This window comes from Arsenicicoccus bolidensis DSM 15745 (assembly GCF_000426385.1).
Taxonomy (GTDB): Bacteria; Actinomycetota; Actinomycetes; order Actinomycetales; family Dermatophilaceae; genus Arsenicicoccus; species Arsenicicoccus bolidensis.
The window spans coordinates 57,144-76,364 of the sequence record NZ_AUFG01000010.1 but is presented as its reverse complement, the minus strand read 5'-3'; the positions used below and the strand labels follow the sequence as shown (position 1 = coordinate 76,364).

Sequence of the window (19,221 nt, the reverse complement as noted above, 5' to 3'; positions counted from 1 at the left end):
GTGCACGAGCTGCACGGCACCGTCTCGCACGACGACGGCCTGACCCTCACCCTGACCCGAGACGTCGCGATCCCCGTCGAGGAGCTGTGGTCCTGGATCACCGAGTCCGACCGCACCGCCCGGTGGTACGGCCCGTGGTCGGGCGAGGGCCGCGTCGGCGCCACGATCCAGGTGACGATGGCGAGCGAGGAGGGATCCCCGACGATGGGGATGCGCATCACCGAGTGCTCCCGCCCGCACCGCCTCGGCCTCGCCTCGGATGCGCCGCCGCCGTTCGCGTGGCCCGTCGCCCTGGAGTGCGCGGCGCGAGACGGTGGCTCGTCGATCACGTTGCGGCACACGCAGATCCCCGCCGAGATGTCCCTGGGCGACATCGGACCCGGGTGGGAGTTCTACCTCGACCACCTGGTCTGCGCGATCGAGGGACGCGAGGCGGCGCCGTTCGAGGACTACCTCCGGGACCTGTCCGAGCGCTACGCCGCCCTCGCCTGACCCGCCCCCTCCCCCCAAGATCGTGAGTGTTTCGTCCACCTTTCTTGGACGAAACCCTCACGATCTTTGGGGGGCGGCATGGAACTGGGAGGGGGCGGGAGGCGCTTGAGCCGAGGGGTGGGGACGTCCCGACATCGGGGCCGCTTCTGGTGGTGATGGCCACCAAGAGTGGCCCCGATCCTGCGGAGGCGCGGCGCCACCTGTCAGCCCCGTCGTCGGGGAGCTTTGGTGCTGCCTGGGCGACACCTTGTCTCCCCAACGACGGGGGCTCGTATGCCGGAGGCCGCCTGCCCTCACGCGGGGTGGGGGCGGGCGGCGCCGGCATACGGCCTCGGTCAGCTGGTCGGCGAGGTGAGGTCGTAGACCGTGGTGCCGCCCACCGTCGTCGCCGTGTAGTGGGACTGCACCCACGCGGTGATCTGCGAGGCGGTCGAGGTGCTGTCGCTGCCGCCGGGGCCACCGCCGGCTCGCCCGCCGGAGACGAAGTAGTGGATCCGGCCGTCCGCGACGTACTGCTGGAACTCCGCGAGGGTCGGGCTGGCGTCGGTGCCGCTCCAGCCGCCGATCGCCATGACGGCGGTGTCGGTGCTGAGGATGTAGCCCGCCGCGGTCTGGTCGCCGACGACGGCGGCGGACCAGGTGGTGCCGGCGTCCTGCAGGAGCGTGGTGACGTCAGCGGCGGAGGTGGTGGTGCCCGTCGACGAGCCGCTGGAGCCGGCTGAGCTGCTCGAGCTGGCCGAGCTGCTCGGGCCGGTCTGCCCCGCCGGCGCCGGACCCGTCTGACCCGTGGGCGCCTGCCCCGTGGGCGCCTGACCTCCGGGAGCGCCGCCTGTCCGACCCGCGCCACCGGCCACGGCAGGCCCGCTCGTCGGCGTGGAGCCGGTGTGGCTCTGGCCGATCGTCGCGACCGTCCAGGCGGTGGTGCCGGCGAGGCCGCCGAGCGAGCCGACCAGCAGGGCCACGGCCGCCGCCTTGCGGAACCGCTGCTCGCCGCCCAGCGCCACGAAGCCCATCGCGCCGAGGGTGGTGACCGCCAGGGCGATCCAGCGCAGCGCCGGCAGCCACGAGTCCGCGTGGACGTGCAGGAGGTAGACGCTCCACACGCCCGCCAGAGCCACGGCGCCACCGAGGGCCACGCGCCACACGAGCGACGAGCGACGGTCCCAGGCGAGGCGCCCGCCGATGGCGATGACGGCGGCGAGGGCCGGGGCGAGAGCGACGGAGTAGTAGGGGTGCACCGTGCCCTCCATGAAGGACAGGATCAGCGCCGACACGAGCAGCCAGCCGCCCCAGAGGATCAGGGAGGCGCGGGCGGCCGAGGTGCGGGCGGCGCGGCCGGCGGCCACGAGCCCGGCGACGAGCAGGACGAGCGCGGTGGGCAGCAGCCAGGAGATCTCGGCACCGAAGGCCGACCCGAACATCCGGGTGATGCCCGTGGCGCCGCCGAACAGCCCGCCGCCACCGCCGCCACCACCGTTGCCCTCGCCGCCGAGGATCCGGCCGAGACCGTTGTAGCCGAGCGCGAGCTCCCACAGCGTGTCGTTGGTCGAGCCACCGATGTAGGGACGCGAGGACGCCGACCACAGCGACACGAGCGCGACGAACCAGCCGGCACCCACCACCATGGCGAGGCCCGCGGCCACCAGGTGAGCGAGACGCGTGCGCAGCGAGAACCGCGCGGCCACGAGGTAGGCCAGGGCGAACGCCGGCACGACCAGCAGGCCCTGCAGCATCTTGGTGAGGAAGGCGAAGCCGATCGCCGCGCCGCACGCCACCATCCACCACAGCGCCGCCTTGCCACGGGTGGTCTCGATCGCGCGGACCACGAAGTAGGCGGCGGCCGTCATCAGCAGCACGAGCAGCGCGTCGGGGTTGTTGAACCGGAACATCAGCGCGGCGACGGGGGTGATTGCGACCAGCAGCCCCGCGACCAGGCCGGCGACGTGGCCGGACACGCGGCGCACGGATGCGGCGGTCAGCGCCACGGTCCCGACGCCGGCGAGCGCCTGCGGCAGCAGCATCGCGACGCTCGAGAAGCCGAAGATCCGGCAGCTCAGCACCATCAGCCACAGCGCGACCGGGGGCTTGTCGACGGTGATGGAGTTCGCGGAGTCGAGCGAGCCGAACACCCACGCCGTGAGGTCCTGCGTCCCGGACTTCACCGCGGCGGCGTAGAAGTCGTTGGCGTAGCCGTTGCTCGAGAGGTTCCACAGATAGAGGGCCGCGGTCAGCGCCAGCAAGGCCCACAGGGCCGGCCGGGCCCACCGGGGAGCCGCCGCGTCTGAGGGTGTGGAGCCGGCGACGGTGGTCGCGCCCGAGGGGGTGGTCGGGTCGGAGGACGAGCCCGGCCGTATGCCGTCCGGCGCCCCGGCGGTCGCCCCGGTCGCCGTCTCGGCGCCAGGTGCGGCCACCGACGCCGTGCGCGGCCAGAGGCGGCGGCGCAGGAGTGGTGTGGTCGTGGTCATGTGCGGTCCTTGGCGTGGGGGCGGTGGGCGGTCCGACATACGACCTGCCCTCGGTCACCACCGACTCTGCGGCGCGGGACTATCGCGATCCGTTGAGGTTCCTGTGAGGCGCCCATGACCCGCGGGCTCACCCCCAGACGGCGCCGCGCAGGATCAGGACGCCCATGATCGCGAGGATCCAGGCGACGGTCTCGCCGCTCTGCCGCTCCATCCAGGCCGCGAGCCGCCGCAGCGTCGGCTCGACGCGTGACCCGAGCCCCAGCCGCAGGGCGAGCAGCACGAGGGCCGGCGCGATCATCAGGAGGCAGTAGCCCACGAGCACCACGGCGCGCCCCGTCATCGGCAGGGGGGACGTGCTGAGCATCCCGATCGCGGCGAGGTAGGGCAGCATCGACGCCGCCTCCACGGTGGCCGCCGCGAGCGCGAGCCCCACCAGCGCACCCGCGCCGCCGCCGGCCGCGTCGACACCCATGGCCCGGGCGCGCCACCGGCTCACGCGGGTCGCGGCGCCGTCGTTCGCGCGCTCGCTCCGCGCCTTGCGGTTGCCCGGGAGCAGGATGCCGATCGCGATCAGGCCGATCCCGACCACCTTGCGCGCGAGCTGCCCGGTCTCGGTGTCGAGCCAGCCTGACAGGTCGTCGAGGAAGGTCACGGCCCCGGCGCTCAGCAGCAGCCCGAGGACCCAGTAGAACGCGGCGATCGTCCCGAGGAACACGAGCACCCGCGCGGCGCGGATCCGGCCTGGCGTGAGCAGGAACCACACGGGGATCAGCAGCGTGCCGAAGCTCGTGGCGTCGATCAGGGCGAGCAGGACCAGCGGTCCGAGGAGTGCGAGTGTCATGCCCCGACCCTCCGCCCGCGCGGGTGCGTGGCGCGTCGGCCGGTCGGCCGATCCTCGCGGGTGGGGGCTACATCCTTCGGCGTATGCCGGAAGGGCGGCGTGCGTGCTGCAATGGCACGGTGAACCAGACCGCCGACCTGCCGCGGCGCGACGTCGACCTCGACGTGCGCGGGCCGCTGCTGATGGCGGTGGTGGGGCTGCTGCTCCTGCAGATCGACCTCGTCGACATCTGGGGCGACAGCCTGCCCGGGCCCGACAACCGGTGGTGGCACGCGGTGCCGCTGCTGGCGCTGTGCGCGCTGATGGCCTGGCGGCGACGACGGCCGATGACCTGCCTGGCGCTGGGGCTGGTGGTGTTCGTGGCCGAGGCGGCGTTCGGCGGGAGCGTGGGGTCGCTGCTGGTGACCATCGAGCTGGTCTATGCGGCCGGGCTGCACGGGCGGCGTCCCGTCGTGGACTACCTGGAGTGGGTGGTGGCCGGGGCCGTCCTGCTGTCCGGCGGAGTCACCCTGGCCGCGACCCGTGACCGGCGCCTGGCCGTGCTGACGGCGCTGACGGTGTTCGCCGTGTTCGGCACGTCCTACTGGTGGGGGGCCTCCAGCCGCAAGCAGCTGGACCTCGTCGAGGCCGAGCGCCGCCGCGCCGCCGACGAAGCCCGTCTCGCCGAGCTGCGCGAGGCCGACGCCCGCCGCTCCGAGCGCGAGCAGATGGCCCGTGACCTGCACGACGCCCTGTCCGGCAGCCTGTCCGCCATCGCGATCCACGCCGAGGCGGGGCTGCAGAGCGAGGCAGCACGCGACGAGGCCCTGCGGGTCGTGCGGGCGACCTCGCGCCAGGCGATGGGCGAGCTGCAGACGATGCTGACGGTGCTGCGGCCCGACCCTGCGGCGACCTCGTCCCCGCTGCTGCAGGGCCCGCAGGACCTCGCCGGCGTGGTCGAGCAGGCTCGCGCCCGCGGCCTGGCGGTCCGCCTCGAGGTGTCCCCCGACCCGCTGCCGCCGCTGCCCGCCGCGGTCGGGCAGGCCGCCCACCGGGTGCTGCAGGAGTCTCTGCACAACGTCGGTCGCCACTCCCCCTCGCGGTCCGCCGTCGTGGGGATCCGCGCCCACGGCGACCTGGAGCTCGAGGTGGTGTCGGTCGGCGGAGCGCCGGCGCCCTCGTCGAGCTCGGCGGGCTCTGCGGGGTCGGGGTCCTCGGGGTTGGGCCTGCACACGATGCGGGAACGCGTCACCGCCCTCGGCGGCTGGCTGGACGCCGGCCCATCTCCCTCGCCCGCTGCCGGTCGAGGCGACGGTCCGGGCGGAGGTGCGGACAGCGTCTCCGGCGGTGGCACGGAGCAGTGCGGCGACCCCGAGGTGTGGCAGGTCCGCGCCGTCATACCGCTGCCCTCTGCAGGAGAAGCCACATGATCACCGTCCTGCTCGCCGACGACCACGCGACCGTGCGCTCCGGGCTGCGGCTGCTCCTGTCCGCGCAGCCCGACCTCGAGGTGATCGGCGAGGCCGGCGACGGCGCCGTGGCCGTCGCGCAGGCCCGCGCCCTGCGGCCCGACGTCACGCTCATGGACGTCCGGATGCCCGGCGTCGACGGGTTGGCCGCCACGGAGCAGATCGTCGCCGCCGGGTGGTCGCGGGTGCTGGTGCTGACCAGCTTCGAGGTGGACGAGTACGTCGCGGGGGCGCTGCGGGCGGGCGCCGACGGCTACCTGCTCAAGACGGTCGACGCGGGTCCGCTGGCCGACGCCATCCGTCGGGTCGCCGCCGGCGAGGCGGTGCTGGCGCCGGAGGTGACGCGGCAGGTCATCGCGGGCTTCGCCGCGGCGCAGGCACCGCGCACGCCCCCGACCAGCCTCGATGGCCCCGCTGCTGCCGCCGCGGCCGACCGGGTCGCCCGCCTCCACGACCTCACCGACCGCGAGCGCGAGGTGCTCGAGGTGATCGCGCAGGGCCTGTCCAACGCCCAGATCGCCGCGGCCCTGACCATCAGCGAGGCCACCGCCAAGACGCACGTCTCCCGCGTCCTCGCCAAGCTCGGCTGCACCTCGCGCGTGCAGGCCGCGATCCTCGCCCGCGAGGCCGGCGGCTGACCGCACGTCCCCGCCTCCACGCGTGAGAGGGCACAACACGTCCTCGCCTCCACGCGTGAGAGGGCACGCCTTGCCCCTCCACGCGTCCGCGAGCAATCACGTCCGCCCTCTCCCTGATCCGGCCCCGGCAGCGGGGAGCTTTGGTGCTGCCATGGCGACACCAAGCTTCCCCAACGGCGGGGGTGGGGCGCCGTGGGCGGGCGCGTCATGGCGTCATGGCGAGACGGGACGGCGAGCGGAGGTCAGGCGCGGCGCTGGCGGCGACGCTCGACCGCGCGCGTCACGGCCCGCCCGACCCACGTGATCGGCACGTCGCGCCCGGTGGCGGCGTGCTCGACCGCGGTCTCCTGCAGCAGCACCGGCGTCATGGAGGCGAGGGCCCCGAGGCGCCCGGCCACGAGCACCTGGTCGCCGGGGCGCAGCAGCATGTCCTCGTCGGGCATGTGGTGCGGGGTGCCGTCGCGCATGAGCACGAGAGGGACGACCGCGAGCATCCGCTCCCGGTCCTCGGGGTCGCGCAGCAGGTCGCGGAGCCTGAAGTCGTGGTTGCGCACCCAACGCGTGAGGGCGGGCGCGTTGCGGAGGTCGATGGTCACGAGGTCCCGCTCGGGGGCCTTGCGGCCGCACCGGTCGGTGAGGCGGGTGAGCGCGGCGGCCGCCCAGTCCTCGTCCTGCCCCAGCGCGTGCTCGACGAAGGTCCAGAAGGTCGGCGTCACGACCCGCGCCAGCACCTCCGAGGCGACGAGGTCGCTGGGGGTGTAGACGGAGTCGATGTCGAGGGCGCGCACCAGGGCACGGCGCTCGGTGGAGTGCTGGCGCACGACCACGAAGATCTCGGGGTCCACGAGGCGCGCGTGCTCGGCCATGGCGAGGTTGAGGGTGTCGCTGTCGGACCCGGCGATGAAGCCCGTGGCTCCCCGCAGCTCGGGGTAGCCCTCGTGCGGGTCGACCCACTCGACCTCCTGCCCGGCCCGGCTGAGGTCGTTGCAGATCTCGTCGCGGAAGTGGCCCTCGGCCGCGACGATCCAGCGACCGTCGTGCTTGTCCTCGCGCCGGGCCTGCAGCGGCATGCCCGCCGAGCTCATCAGCCACGAGACGAGGTGGAAGGTCGTGGGGCGCTGCATCGCGAGCAGCAGGTAACCCCCGAACCGGTCGCTGGGGTTGATCACGGCGGCCGCGCTGAAGTCGTGCATGCGTTCCTCGGTGACCCGGCTGTGGCAGCGCGCGAGGACGGGCAGCTCGGGACGCAGGAGGTCGACGCACATCACGACGGCGAGGTTGACGTCGTCGTCGTCGGTGAGGGCGATCACGCCCTCGCAGTTGGGCAGCCCCAGCCCAGCCAGACCGAGGACCCCGGGCAGGGAGGCGTCGGCGTCGATGCCGGGGACGTCGGCGTGCAGCTGGTCGGACGAGAGCTTGTCGACGCGGTCCTTGTCGCTGTCGATGACGACCATCCGCCGCCCGGCCTCGTCGAGCTCGGCGCACACCGCGCGCCCCGACTGGCCGTAGCCCGCGACGATGAAGAACGGTTCCTTGATGGTCATCACGCGCCGGCGGAAGCGCTGCGTGGCCACCGCCTCACGGAAGGCCGCGTCCTGGAAGAGCGCGAGCAGCGTGCCGATCGCGTAGGCCCAGCCCACCACGGTGCTGTAGATCGAGAAGGTCACCCACAGCCGCTGGATCGCCGTGAACGGCACGATCTCGCCGAACCCGATGGTCGTCGCGGTGTAGCTGATGAAGTAGAACGCGTCGAAGGGCGAGATCCGCTGCCCGTCCTTGCCGGGGATCAGCGCCAGCCCGAACACCGAGATGGAGAAGATCGCCACGAGGACGACGAGCGGGGTGCGCATCCGTCGGAGCACGAGAAAGATCGCGTCGGTCGAGGGCACCTCGGTGGGGACGCGGACGCGCTCGCGCGGTCGCCGCACGCCGTGCTGTCGGGTCGAGGGGCGCGCGAAGAAGAGGAGAAGCGGGTTGGTCATGCCCGCACCTCCTCGTCGGACGCGCCCTGGTCAGCCATGACGGGAGCGGTATGCCGCAGCCGGGGTCACCGGCGGCGGAAGGACACCGTCTCGGCGACGAGCAGCACCAGCGACACCATGTTGGCGAGGGCCGCCCCGCAGGCGAGGGAAACGACGCTCGCGATCTCGGGACCGGTGATGGACTCGGAGTGCGACGACGTGAAGTAGATGTAGAGCGACGCGGCGGCGATCAGCTGCAGCACCGCGACCAGGCTCGTGGCGAGGTGGGTGGCGCCGATCTGCGTGCGGTCGCCGAACTTCAGCACCAGGGCGACGACGTTGACCACGATCGCGGCATACAGCTCCCAGATGTTGTGCATGTCCGGGTCGCCGAGGTCGCCGACGACGAAGCCGAAGTTCACCGTCGCCGCGAGCAGCACGAAGAACCCGAAGATGACCTTCTCGAGATTCACCCTGCCGAGGCTACCTGCGCGGGCGCGGACATCGGGGACGGTCGACGCCGACCGGCGCATAACGATCTGTCGCGCCGACCTCCCCGACAGGCCGTGGATCAGGCGGCGGCGCCGGCGATGTTGCACATCCAGGCGACGCCGAACCTGTCGGTGACCATGCCGAACTCGTCGCCCCACATCTGCTTCTCGAGCGGCAGGGTCACCTGACCGCCCTCGGCGAGGCCGGCGAAGTAGCCGCGCAGCTCGTCGGCGTCGTCACCGGACAGGCTGCAGGAGATGCGGGCGCCGTCGTCGTGCGGCATGCCCTCGGGGGCGTCGGACACCATGAGCGTGTAGCCGGCCGCGGTGTCGAGCTGGCCGTGCATGACCTTGTCCGCATCGGCCCCCTCGGTGCCCATCTGGCCGAAGGTCATGATGCGGGGTTCGCCGCCGAAGACGGACGCGTAGAAATCGAGGGCCTCACGGGCCTGGTCGACGAAGGAGATGTAGGGGTTCAGGACGGACGACATGGTGGACTCCCGGTGGTTTCAGGAACGTCGGACGACGCGGTGGCGGGCTGCCAGTTCGCAGCGTAGCCGTGACCTAGGACACACCCCAGGGGCTGCGGACGCCGGCCACCCCGACGGGTGCCCGCACGCCGCCTGACGGTGGTCGCACCCGGCATACGACCGAGGTCGCACCACCCGGCCGGCGGGTCCCGACCATGGGCCGATGTGCGCGAGCGCCCGCGGGCGAGAGCGTGGAGCCATGACCACCCACGACCTGTTCACCGTTGCCATCGCCTTCGTCGTCGCCGTGATCCTGCTGGCCATGACGTCGGTGCCGTTCCTGCTCGACCTCGCCGACCGGGCGGCCGCCTGACCGGCGGCGTCCTAGGGTGGCCGTATGACGCGCACCACCGCCTTCGCCGGCCACCGGGTCCCTGCGATCGGCCTCGGCACCTGGAACGTCGGCGACTCCGCCGCCGCGCACGACGAGGAGATCGCCGCCCTCCGGGCCGGCCTGGACGCGGGGCTGAGCGTCATCGACACGGCCGAGATGTACGGCTCGGGCCGCTCCGAGGAGCTCGTCGGCGAGGCCCTGCGAGGACGACGCGACGACGCGGTCCTCGTCTCCAAGGTGCTGCCCTCCAACGCCTCCCGCCGGGGCACGGTCCAGGCCTGCGAGGCGTCCTTGCGCCGGCTCGGCACCGACCACCTCGACGTCTACCTGCTGCACTGGCGCGGCCACCACCCGCTCGCCGACACCGTCGCCGCGATGGAGGAGCTCGTCCGCGACGGCAAGATCCGGGCCTGGGGCGTCTCCAACCTCGACACCGAGGACATGGCCGAGCTGCTGCGGCTCGACGGCGGGCCGGCCTGCGCGACGGACCAGGTCCTCTACAACCTGTCCCGCCGGGGGCCGGAGCTCGACCTCTTCCCGATGCTGCACCGCCATCACGTGCCGGTGATGGCCTACTCCCCCATCGAGCAGGCCCGTCTGCTCGAGCCCGGCGCAGGGCTGCACGCGCTGGAGGACGTCGCCGAGCGTCACGGGGCGACCCCCGCCCAGGTGGCCCTCGCGTGGACGATCCGGGACCCCGGGGTCATCGCGATCCCCAAGTCCTCGTCGGTCGCGCACACCCTCGACAACGCGGGAGCGCTCGAGCTCCGCCTCTCCGAGCGCGACCTCGACGACCTGGACTCGGCCTTCCCCGCCCCGTCCGAGCCCGTCCCCCTCGAGCTCCTCTGACCTACCTCAGGTAGGCACATCCGCCCGACTTCGCACGCCAACCCGCTCAGGCCCACCCCGCCCGCAACCACCTGACGAGCCAGGTGCACCATGGTCGGAAGGCCGCCCGCGGCAGGCTGCCGCGCGGCCCTGCGCACGAGGAGGTGCGGCCATGAAGGTTGCCGTCAAGCTCGGCCCCATCGGCGAGGGACCACACATCGACACGTCCGGGCAGCTGGTCACAGACTCGGCGGGCACCCGCCTGGTGTCACGGCTCCTGCGGCTCTATCCCGAGGCGGTCGTCGTCGGCCCGGAGCCACGCACCGGGCCCGGCCTGCAGGTCGTCACCCTCGAGGACCTGGACCCGACCAGCACCCTGCTCGTCAACATGGAGCCGCTGGACTCCGTGGCGTGCTTCCAGGTGCTGCACCGGCACCTCGACGAGCCGCGCATCCTGAACCTCGTCTGGACCAACCCCAGCTCCTTCCACCACCCGGTCAACTTCGCGGCGCTGGGTCTGTCCTTCGCGATGTTCCCGACCTACTGCAACAGCGAGCGCACCGCCGGTGAGGTGCGTGAGGTCGTCCAGCACTGGACCGCACCCCACCTCGCCTCCCAGGCCCGGATCGACTGGACCAACCTCGGCGTCAACGTCGAGCGGGCGTCCACGCGCAGGCCCACGGACGTCCCGGTCGTCCTCTATCCCGCGATCACGCTCGAGCGCCGCAAGCGGCCGGGCCTCTTCATGGACGTGGTGCGGCGGGTGGCCCGACAGGTGCCGCTCCGCGCCGAGGCCCGGCTCCAGGAGCAGCACCTCACGTCGACGGCGGCGATGGACATGACGCGGGAAAAGTGGATGTGGGTCGGGCCCCTCACGACCCGCGACGGCTACTGGGACGCACTGTCGAGGACGACGGCCTTCCTGGCCACCGCGGCCCAGGAGTCCTACGGGCTGGAGTATGTCGAGGCCATGCTCGAGGGCGTGATCGGCATCCTCCCCGACACCGGGTGGGCGCGGGCGCTCGTGCCCGAGCGCTACCCCTATCTCTACGACTCGCCCGCCGTCGCCGAGCAGCTGCTGCTCGAGGCCCTCCGTGACCCGGAGGCCTGCCGTCGCGAGCTGGACGCCTGCGTTGGCGGCAGCTTCACGGCGTGGATCGCGGCCCGCCACAACGACGACGACTTCGAGCACGCCTTCACCACGCGGGTGACCGAGTGGTTCGGGGCGGGTGCGGCGACGCACGAGCCGATCGTGCACCATCGCGAGCGCCTCGCCTGAGGGTCGGGCGCCAGGGGGCCATGCCCATGCCGTATGACGGGACAAACCCGTCATACGGGGAACGGTCTCGCGCTCGGTAGGATCACGGTCGTCAGTGACGACGCCCTGACGTCCCCCTCCCCAGCGAAGGTCACCCATGTCCCAGGCCTCCCTCGCGCCCGCCCCGCGCACCGTCCACCCCGTCGACCAGGTGCCCCCGGCGCCGAAGCTGGCGGTCCTCGGGCTGCAGCACGTCCTCGCGTTCTACGCCGGGGCGGTGATCGTGCCGCTGGTGATCGCGCAGGCGCTGAAGCTGAGCCCGCAGGACACGGTCCACCTCATCAACGCCGACCTGTTCACGTGCGGCATCGCCTCGATCATCCAGGCGGCCGGCTTCGGCAAGGTCGGGGTGCGGCTGCCTCTCGTGCAGGGCGTGACCTTCACCGCCGTCTCTCCGATCATCGCGATCGGTCTCGCGTCCGGTGGCGGCACGCAGGGGCTGGCCGAGGTCTACGGCGCGATCATCGTCGCCGGTCTCGTGACCTTCTTCGCGGCGCCGTACTTCTCCCGCCTGCTCCGCTTCTTCCCGCCCGTCGTGACCGGCTCCGTGCTGACGATCATGGGCACGACCCTGCTGGGCGTCGCGGCGGGCGACGTCGTGCGCAACGCGCAGGACCCCGCCAACCCCGCGGCCCCCCTCGACCACGCCGCCCTCACCGAGTCGCTGCTCTACGCCTTCGGCACGCTCGCGCTGATCATCGTCATCCAGCGGGTGTTCTCCGGCTTCCTCGCGACGGTGTCGGTGCTCATCGGTCTCGTGGCGGGCACCGCCGTGGCCTGGGCGCTCGGCGAGCCGATCTTCGCCGGCGTCGCGTCCGCGGCTCCGGTGGGCGTGACGACGCCGTTCTTCTTCGGGTGGCCGGCGTTCTCCCTGACGGCGTGCATCTCGATGATCGTCGTCATGGCCATCACCGCCGTCGAGACGACCGGCGACGTCTTCGCCACCGGCGAGGTCGTCGGCAAGCGGATCCGCCCGACCCACGTGGCCGCCGCGCTGCGCGCCGACGGTCTGTCGACCACCCTCGGCGGCGTCCTCAACTCCTTCCCCTACACCTGCTTCGCCCAGAACGTCGGCCTCGTGCGCCTCACCCGCGTCAAGAGCCGCTGGGTCGTCGTCATGGCCGGCGTCATCATGATCGTGCTGGGCCTGCTCCCCAAGGCGGCCGCCGTCGTGGCCGCCATCCCCGCCCCCGTGCTCGGCGGCGCCTCGATCGCGATGTTCGCCAACGTCGCGGTGGTCGGCATCCAGACGCTCGCCAAGGCCGACCTGCACGACAACCGCAACGCCGTCATCGTCTCGACCGCCCTCGGTCTGGCGATGCTCGTCACCCTGCAGCCGCACGTCGCGGACGTCCTGCCCTCGTGGGCGCAGATCCTCTTCGCCTCAGGCGTCACCCTCGGATCCATCACCGCGATCCTGCTCAACCTGCTCTTCTTCCACGTCGGCCCGCAGCGCGGCGCCGAGGTCGCCCGGTCCGGCGACCGCACCGTCACCATCGACGACGTGGACGCCATGGGCCGCGACGAGTTCGTGGCGACCTTCGGCTCGCTCTACACCGGCGCGACGTGGCCGGTCGAGCGCGCCTGGGAGGCACGGCCGTTCGGGTCCACCACCGCACTGCGCGCGGCTCTGCAGGAGGCCGTGCTGTCCGGCACGCGCGAGGAGCAGGACGCCCTCGTCCGCAGCTATCGCGACGTGGGCGAGCTCGTCCTCGCGGCCGTCGACGCCGAGGACGCCGGCGCGCCCCGCGGGCCCATCGCCTCCGACACCGAGGTCGCCCTCCTCGACACCAGCTCGCTGGCCCTCGACCGGATCGACGACGTGCAGCGCGACGAGATCCACCGCCTCTCGACGGCCTACCAGGACACCCACGGACGACCGCTCGTCATGTGCGTCACCAACCTCGCCGACCTCGACCAGCTCGTCGAGCAGGGGTGGCGCCGCGTCGAGAGCTCGCCCGCGCGCGAGCACCGGGCCTCCCTCGGCCAGGTCTCGGCGATCGCGGACGCCCGCTTCGACGCCCTCGTCGCCGACGCCAGCCCGATCCGCAGCGCGTGGAGCCGCAAGTTCGAGCAGCTCACCTGATCCGCCACGCCCGCCAGCCAGCCGTCCGGACGACACAACCTGAGCTCCCGGCTCACCTCGGGGCGCCCATGACAAACCTCGGCCGTATGACGCCGCCCGTCGCCATCGCGACTACCGTCGATGGCGGCGGGGTACGACATACCGACGGCTCTCCCCCGGGCGCACCGGGAACCTCGAGGCCCGACCGGGCGTTCTCCGACCGCCCCCGCACCCTCCCCCCAGTCCCCGGAAAGGCCCATGCACACTCGCCAGCCTGACGAGCCCTGCAGTCCCGGCACCGCCACGCGCGGTCTCACCCCTGAGGGGCAGGCGCGATGAGCCCGGTCCTCTCGCTCGTGATCGGCCTGGTGGTCGTGCTGCTGATCACGGCGGCCACGGGCTACTTCGTGGCGCAGGAGTTCGCCTTCATGGCGGTGGACCGGTCCCGGCTCGGGGCGCGGCACCGCGAGGGTGACGAGGTCGCCGGCAAGACCCTCGAGATCACCCGCCGCACGTCGTTCATGCTGTCCGGCGCGCAGCTGGGCATCACCGTCACCGGGCTGCTCGTCGGTTACGTCGCCGAGCCGCTGATCGGCTCCGCGATCGGCACCATGCTCGGCGACACCGGCGTCCCGGTGGCCGTGTCGGTCACCATCGGCGCGGTCTTCGCGCTCGTCTTCTCGACCGTGGTGCAGATGCTCTTCGGCGAGCTCTTCCCCAAGAACTACGCCATCGCCCGCCCCGACCAGGTCTCCACCTGGCTGACGCGGTCGACCTCGCTCTACCTCACCGTCCTCGGCCCCGTCATCTGGGTCTTCGACAAGTCCGCGGAGCTGCTCCTGCGGGCCCTGCACATCGAGCCGGTCCACGACGTGCAGCACGCCGCCACGGCCCGCGACCTGCAGCACGTCGTCGAGCTCTCGCGCGAGAGCGGCGACCTGCCGGACGAGCTGTCGATCATGGTCGACCGCATCCTCGACTTCCCCGGCGAGGACGTCGCGCACGCGATGATCCCGCGCGCCCAGGTCGACTCGCTGCGCACCGAGACCACGGTCGCCGAGGTGCGCGAGCTGATGCACACGGGTCACACCCGCTACCCGGTCATCGGGGACGAGGACGACGTGGTCGGCGTGGTGCACCTCGTTGACGTGCTGTCCCACCGGGGTGACGACGACGCGCCGTGCTCCGAGATCATGCGCGAGCCCCTCGTCGTGCCCGAGCTCATGAGCCTGCCCGACGCGCTGCGCGAGCTCGACGACCGCCGCGAGCAGCTCGCCTGCGTCGTCGACGAGTACGGCGGCTTCACCGGGATCCTGACGATGGAGGACCTCGCCGAGGAGATCGTCGGCGAGATCACCGACGAGCACGACCCGGAGGAGCGGTCATACGTGCCGGTCCCGGACGACGGCATCTGGGTCATGGAGGGCGACGTCCACATCGACGAGGTGGAGCGTTCGCTCGGCGTCGACCTGCCCGAGGGTGACTTCGAGACCATCGGCGGCCTGGTCATCGACCACGTCGGCGGCCTGCCGGAGGACGGCACGCTGATCGAGGTGCCGCTCCGCCAGGAGCACCTGCACCTCGACGACGACCGGCGCAAGGTCCTCACGGTCGAGGTGCTGGAGGTCGAGCGCTACGTCCCGTCCCGGGTTCGCCTCACGCTGACCGAGACCGACGCCGTCGACGCCGACTCCCCCGACCGCAGCGACGGGGACGGCGACGGCGACGGCGACGGGTCCCCACCCGACCGTGAGTCTCGCCACCACTCCCATCAGGACGCCCAGGGTGGCGCCACCAACGTGACCGAGGAGGGCACCCGATGAGCTGGCTCGTCACCACCCTCGCGACCGTCGCGATCATCGCGCTCAGCGCGTTCTTCGTCGCCGTCGAGTTCTCGCTGATCAACGCCAAGCGCCACCGGCTCGAGGACGCCGCGGCCACCTCCGCGTCGGCACGGGCCGCCCTGCGCAGCTCCTCCGAGCTCACCCTGCTGCTCGCCGGGTCGCAGCTCGGCATCACCGTCTGCACGCTGGCCCTCGGTGCCATCACCAAGCCGGCCGTCCACCACGCCCTGATGGGGCCGCTGGAGGCCGTGGGCCTGCCCACCGGTGCCGCGGACGTCGTGGCCTTCGTGGTCGCCCTGATCATCGTGACCTTCATCCACCTCGTGGTCGGTGAGATGGCCCCCAAGTCCTGGGCCATCGCCCACCCGGAGAGGTCCGCGATCCTGCTGGCCGTCCCCATGCGGGGCTTCCTGTGGCTGACCCGTCCCGCCCTCAAGGCCCTCAACCACGCCGCCAACGCCCTCGTGCGCCGCACCGGCGTCGAGCCCGTGGACGAGGTCGACGAGGTGCAGGACGAGCACGGGCTGCGCGAGCTCGTCGAGCACTCCGCGGACGCGGGCACCCTCGAGGCGTCCTACAGCGCCTCGATCACCAACGCCCTCGACATGCGCGACATCACCATGGACGAGCTGATCCGGCACCGCCGGCGCCCCACGGCCGTCGACATCGACGCCACGGTGGCGGACGTCCAGGCCGCGACGGTCGAGCACGGCCACATGCGGATCCTGCTGCTCGACGAGGGCCGGGTCGCGGGCACCGTGCACGTGCGCGACACCTTCGGGGAGCCGGCGGACCGTCCCGCGCGCGAGCTGGCCCGCGAGACCCTGGCCGTCGCGGCCGAGACCCCGCTGCACGAGGCGTTCACGTTCATGCGCGAGACGCAGACCCAGCTGGCCGTGGTGCATCGCGGCGGCGAGTTCGCCGGCGTCGTGACGATGAGCGACATCCTGCCGCGGTTCTTCCCCCGCGAGACCAGCGCGCGAGCCTGACCGCCGCACCTGACCGCGAGGGGCAGTAGCTCCACGCACGACTCGGCCCCCGTCCCAGCTGGGACGGGGGCCGAGTCGCACCCGCCGGGGGCCGAGGCATCAGCCTGGGGAACGAACGCCGGTCGATGCCTTCGCCCCCGGCGGGTCTGCGCACGGGGGTCAGCGGCGGGCGCGGTCCGTCACGTCCAGGAAGGGATGCGGACGCGCCACCGCGGCCTGCCCCTGGCCCTGCGCCACCGCCGTCTCCCCCGCGGCTGCCCCTCCGGTCGCTCCCTCAGCCGCGACGCCGCCGGTCGCAACGCCACCGGTCTCAGCGCTGCCGGTCGCAACGCCACCGGTCGCAACGCCGCCGGTCGCAGCACCACCAGCCGACGTGCCGCGGGCCTGCATCACCTGCGTGAGCCGTGCGCTGACCTCGTCGTATGCCGCCGCGCGCTCTCCCGGCGTCGTGCTGTTGGCGCGCATGAACTCCAGCGTCGCCGTGACCTCCTCGAGCGTGCGGCGCTCGTCCTCGGTGAAGGTGCTCGCGACGAGCCGCTCGGCGTTGGCCTCGGCGGCCTCGAGGGCCACCTGGAAGTCGGCGACCGCCCGCGCGTAGTCGGTGTCGCGCACGTCGCGGGTGCCGGCCGGTGGGGTGGCGGCCCGCAGCTCGCGGCAGCGCAGCATGGCGTCGATCGCGCCGCGGGTCAGCGGGTCGGTGTGGTCGCTCATCACCGGGAAGTTGACCGCGGCCTCCAGGTCGCGCTCGTAGCGCAGCAGCCGCTGCGTCAGCTCCGTGTCCAGCGCGATCAGGCTGGCCCACTCCCGCGGGAAGTCCGCCGGGGTGCCGCGGCGCATGGCCCGGCGCCGCGCGACCAGGGGTATGCCGTCCGCCACCGCGTCGACGCCTGCCCGCACCTGGCGGGTCACCCTCCGGCTCGACAGCCACATGCCGGCGGCCACGGTGCCGAGGCCACCCATGGCGAGGACGTTGTAGACCCCGAGCGCCAGCGCTGCGGCGGGGTCCGCCACCTGCAGCTGGTCGGTCAGGACGAGCACGTCCGGCGACAGGACCAGCCCACCGCCGGCGGCGGTCAGGGCGACGCCGGGCGCCAGGCGGTGACCCGTGATCGCGTCCTTGCGGTGTCGCCAGCGGTCAGCGGCATACCGTCCGACCCCGACGGTGACGGCCACCAGGCCCGTGCTCACGAGAAGTCCGGTGAGGACCACCCTCATCACTCCCAACCGATGCGTGCGTGTCTCGATGACAACGCTGCCGGTGGGACGGACGTTCCGCCAGGGGGGATCCCCCTGAGCCGCCCCTGCCTCACGATCGGCGAGACCGACGTGGACAGAGGCGGCAGGGGGCGGTGATCAGCGGGCGAGCGTGCCGATCTGCTGGTCCATCGCGCTGCGGGTGAGCACGCCGATGTGCTGGGAGCGCAGCACGCCCTCCTTGTCGATGAAGAAGTGCGAGGGCAGGCCCATCACGCGGTACTTCGAGGCGAGGGCGGTGTCGGGGTCGGCGACCTGGGGAAAGGTCAGGCCCAGCTTGCCGGCGTAGGACACCACGTCGGCGGGCAGCTCCTGCATGTTGACGGAGACGATCTCCACCCCGGAGGCCTTGGCCGCCGTGTAGGCCGCCTGCATGTCGGGGGCCTCGGCGCGGCAGGCCGTGCACCAGGACGCCCCGAAGGTCAGCCACACCGGGCGGCCCTTGAGCTCGGACAGGGAGATCGGCTCCCCCTTGACGGTCCGCGCCGTGAAGTCCTGCGCGGGCTTGCCGACCTCGGGGGCCGGCCCGGAGGTGTCGCCCGTGACCTGGACGGCCTGGGCGCCGTTCAGGGGGGCGCTCTTGGCGGAGCCGGCCTTGCCGCCGAGCAGCCAGGCCCCTCCGGCGACGAGCAGCGCCGTCACGAGCAGGACGATGAGCTGCTTGCTCCCGCTGGCTCGTATGCCGCCGCGCCAGTCCTCCTTCGGGCCGGCCTGGGTGGCGCCCGCCGTCGGCTGGTCGGTGCCCGCCGCTCCCTGGTCGGCACCCGCGGCGTGGGTGCGGTCGGTCACGTCGCTCACATCGACCCCCCGTAGGAGTGCAGGCCACCGAAGAAGTAGTTGCCGAAGAAGGTGAACAGGATGGCCACGAAGCCGAGGATCAGCAGGTAGGCGGACCGTTCACCGCGCCAGCCGCGGGCCACGCGGGCGTGCAGGTAGGCGCCGTAGATCAGCCAGGTGACCAGGGCGGCGGTCTCCTTGGGGTCCCAGCTCCAGTAGCGGCCCCACGCGATGTCGGCCCAGATGGCGCCGAGGATGATCATGACGGTGAGGAGCGGGTAGGCGATCATCACCGCGCGGTAGCCGAGCTCGTCCAGGAAGGACCGCTTGGGCATGCCCTTCCAGGTGAGGTGCGGGGCGATGAGATAGCCGATGCCCGCGCCGCACGCCACCGCGGCGGCGCCGTAGCCGAGGACGGCGGTGAAGACGTGCGCGGTCAGCAGCAGGGAGTTCTGCAGGGCGGGGACCAGGGGGCCGGGCTTGGCGTCGACGGTGGTCGCGTAGGTCAGCATGGCCGCGGCGATCGGCAGGACGAAGACGGCGAGCGCCTTGACGTCATACCGCCACTCGAAGAAGACGTAGGCCGCGAGGACGCCCCAGGCGAAGGACACCGCGAACTCGTGCTGGTTGGAGAAGGGCCCGTGGCCGGTGGCCGCCGCGCTGGCGGCGAGCGCGACCGTGAGGCACAGGAGCGCGACCTGGGTGACCTTGGTGGCGTACCACGCCGGTCCGCGCACCCCGGTGCGGCCGAGGGCGGTCGGCGCGTGGCCGGTCAGGACGGCGGTGCCGCCGCCCGCGAGCGCGGCGCCGCCGACGGTGGCGCGCGCGGGGGCGATGGCCTCGCGCTCGGCGGGCTTGCGGGTCAGGTTGACGATCGTGGCGGCGACACCGAGCCACACGAGGATCGTCCCCGCGATCAGGGCGTACTGGGAGAGGGCGAACATCG

The 19,221-nt window shown here is 72.7% G+C and carries 16 protein-coding genes; 8 read left to right on the top strand and 8 right to left on the bottom strand.

All coding sequences use genetic code 11. The annotated features are described in order from the left end of the window. Positions 1-492, top strand: coding sequence for an SRPBCC domain-containing protein (locus tag K313_RS0107765; protein ID WP_029211141.1), 492 nt, complete (start codon positions 1-3; stop codon positions 490-492). A 335-nt stretch (positions 493-827) separates the two neighbouring features. Here K313_RS0107765 and K313_RS0107760 read toward each other — a convergent pair whose 3' ends face one another. Both K313_RS0107760 and K313_RS0107755 read right to left on the bottom strand, forming a co-directional pair. Further along, positions 828-2,957, bottom strand: coding sequence for a glycosyltransferase family 39 protein (locus K313_RS0107760; protein WP_029211140.1), 2,130 nt, complete (start codon positions 2,955-2,957; stop codon positions 828-830). Between the two features lie 127 nt (positions 2,958-3,084). Then, positions 3,085-3,798, bottom strand: coding sequence for a GAP family protein (locus tag K313_RS0107755; protein ID WP_029211139.1), 714 nt, complete (start codon positions 3,796-3,798; stop codon positions 3,085-3,087). A 119-nt stretch (positions 3,799-3,917) separates the two neighbouring features. Here K313_RS0107755 and K313_RS0107750 point away from each other — a divergent pair, with 119 nt between their 5' ends. After that, entirely contained in the window at positions 3,918-5,207 is a 1,290-nt protein-coding gene (locus tag K313_RS0107750; protein ID WP_029211138.1) for a sensor histidine kinase, read from the top strand. Next, positions 5,204-5,884, top strand: a complete 681-nt coding sequence (locus K313_RS0107745; RefSeq protein ID WP_029211137.1) for a response regulator — start codon at positions 5,204-5,206, stop codon at positions 5,882-5,884. Before K313_RS0107750 ends, K313_RS0107745 begins: the two co-directional genes overlap by 4 nt. Positions 5,885-6,126: 242 nt before the next feature. Here the strand turns inward: K313_RS0107745 and K313_RS0107740 are convergent, their stop codons facing one another. From K313_RS0107740 to K313_RS0107730, 3 genes are all read right to left on the bottom strand, one after another. Beyond that, positions 6,127-7,866 carry an NAD-binding protein gene (locus tag K313_RS0107740; RefSeq protein WP_029211136.1) on the bottom strand — a complete coding sequence of 580 codons (1,740 nt, stop codon included), beginning with the start codon at positions 7,864-7,866 and terminating at the stop codon, positions 6,127-6,129. 65 nt (positions 7,867-7,931) lie between these two features. Then, positions 7,932-8,318, bottom strand: coding sequence for a DUF6394 family protein (locus K313_RS0107735; RefSeq protein ID WP_029211135.1), 387 nt, complete (start codon positions 8,316-8,318; stop codon positions 7,932-7,934). A 98-nt stretch (positions 8,319-8,416) separates the two neighbouring features. Further along, entirely contained in the window at positions 8,417-8,827 is a 411-nt protein-coding gene (locus K313_RS0107730; RefSeq protein ID WP_029211134.1) for a VOC family protein, read from the bottom strand. 376 nt (positions 8,828-9,203) lie between these two features. Here K313_RS0107730 and K313_RS0107720 point away from each other — a divergent pair, with 376 nt between their 5' ends. The 5 genes from K313_RS0107720 (at position 9,204) to K313_RS0107700 (ending at position 16,244) form a co-directional block, all read left to right on the top strand. Continuing rightward, positions 9,204-10,049, top strand: a complete 846-nt coding sequence (locus K313_RS0107720; RefSeq protein ID WP_029211133.1) for an aldo/keto reductase — start codon at positions 9,204-9,206, stop codon at positions 10,047-10,049. A gap of 151 nt (positions 10,050-10,200) precedes the next feature. Continuing rightward, entirely contained in the window at positions 10,201-11,307 is a 1,107-nt protein-coding gene (locus K313_RS0107715) for a glycosyltransferase family protein (protein WP_029211132.1), read from the top strand. Positions 11,308-11,443: 136 nt separating this feature from the next. After that, positions 11,444-13,432, top strand: a complete 1,989-nt coding sequence (locus K313_RS0107710; RefSeq protein ID WP_029211131.1) for a solute carrier family 23 protein — start codon at positions 11,444-11,446, stop codon at positions 13,430-13,432. A gap of 314 nt (positions 13,433-13,746) precedes the next feature. Continuing rightward, the gene (locus tag K313_RS0107705; protein ID WP_029211130.1) at positions 13,747-15,234 is read left to right on the top strand and encodes a hemolysin family protein; all 1,488 of its coding nucleotides are present in this window, start codon (positions 13,747-13,749) and stop codon (positions 15,232-15,234) included. After that, positions 15,231-16,244, top strand: coding sequence for a hemolysin family protein (locus tag K313_RS0107700; protein WP_029211129.1), 1,014 nt, complete (start codon positions 15,231-15,233; stop codon positions 16,242-16,244). Before K313_RS0107705 ends, K313_RS0107700 begins: the two co-directional genes overlap by 4 nt. Before the next feature lie 159 nt (positions 16,245-16,403). Here K313_RS0107700 and K313_RS0107695 read toward each other — a convergent pair whose 3' ends face one another. The 3 genes from K313_RS0107695 to ccsB all read right to left on the bottom strand — a co-directional run bounded on the left by K313_RS0107695 (position 16,404) and on the right by ccsB (position 19,219). Next, positions 16,404-17,432, bottom strand: coding sequence for a hypothetical protein (locus K313_RS0107695; protein ID WP_156911231.1), 1,029 nt, complete (start codon positions 17,430-17,432; stop codon positions 16,404-16,406). A 165-nt stretch (positions 17,433-17,597) separates the two neighbouring features. Next, a complete protein-coding gene (locus K313_RS0107690; protein WP_051274055.1) occupies positions 17,598-18,287 on the bottom strand; it encodes a TlpA family protein disulfide reductase in 690 nt (229 codons plus the stop codon). A gap of 5 nt (positions 18,288-18,292) precedes the next feature. Then, positions 18,293-19,219: a c-type cytochrome biogenesis protein CcsB gene (gene ccsB / locus K313_RS0107685; protein WP_029211126.1), complete on the bottom strand. Its 927-nt coding sequence runs from the start codon at positions 19,217-19,219 to the stop codon at positions 18,293-18,295. Positions 19,220-19,221: the final 2 nt, after the last annotated feature.

Excerpts from the sequence above, each read along its gene's own strand:
- ccsB (WP_029211126.1), bottom strand. The coding sequence starts at position 19,219 with ATGTTCGCCCTCTCCCAGTACGCCCTGATCGCGGGGACGATCCTCGTG.
- K313_RS0107700 (WP_029211129.1), top strand. The coding sequence starts at position 15,231 with ATGAGCTGGCTCGTCACCACCCTCGCGACCGTCGCGATCATCGCGCTC.
- K313_RS0107720 (WP_029211133.1), top strand. The coding sequence starts at position 9,204 with ATGACGCGCACCACCGCCTTCGCCGGCCACCGGGTCCCTGCGATCGGC.
- K313_RS0107730 (WP_029211134.1), bottom strand. The coding sequence starts at position 8,827 with ATGTCGTCCGTCCTGAACCCCTACATCTCCTTCGTCGACCAGGCCCGT.
- K313_RS0107740 (WP_029211136.1), bottom strand. The coding sequence starts at position 7,866 with ATGACCAACCCGCTTCTCCTCTTCTTCGCGCGCCCCTCGACCCGACAG.
- K313_RS0107710 (WP_029211131.1), top strand. The coding sequence starts at position 11,444 with ATGTCCCAGGCCTCCCTCGCGCCCGCCCCGCGCACCGTCCACCCCGTC.
- K313_RS0107755 (WP_029211139.1), bottom strand. The coding sequence starts at position 3,798 with ATGACACTCGCACTCCTCGGACCGCTGGTCCTGCTCGCCCTGATCGAC.
- K313_RS0107760 (WP_029211140.1), bottom strand. The coding sequence starts at position 2,957 with ATGACCACGACCACACCACTCCTGCGCCGCCGCCTCTGGCCGCGCACG.
- K313_RS0107715 (WP_029211132.1), top strand. The coding sequence starts at position 10,201 with ATGAAGGTTGCCGTCAAGCTCGGCCCCATCGGCGAGGGACCACACATC.
- K313_RS0107745 (WP_029211137.1), top strand. The coding sequence starts at position 5,204 with ATGATCACCGTCCTGCTCGCCGACGACCACGCGACCGTGCGCTCCGGG.
- K313_RS0107705 (WP_029211130.1), top strand. The coding sequence starts at position 13,747 with ATGAGCCCGGTCCTCTCGCTCGTGATCGGCCTGGTGGTCGTGCTGCTG.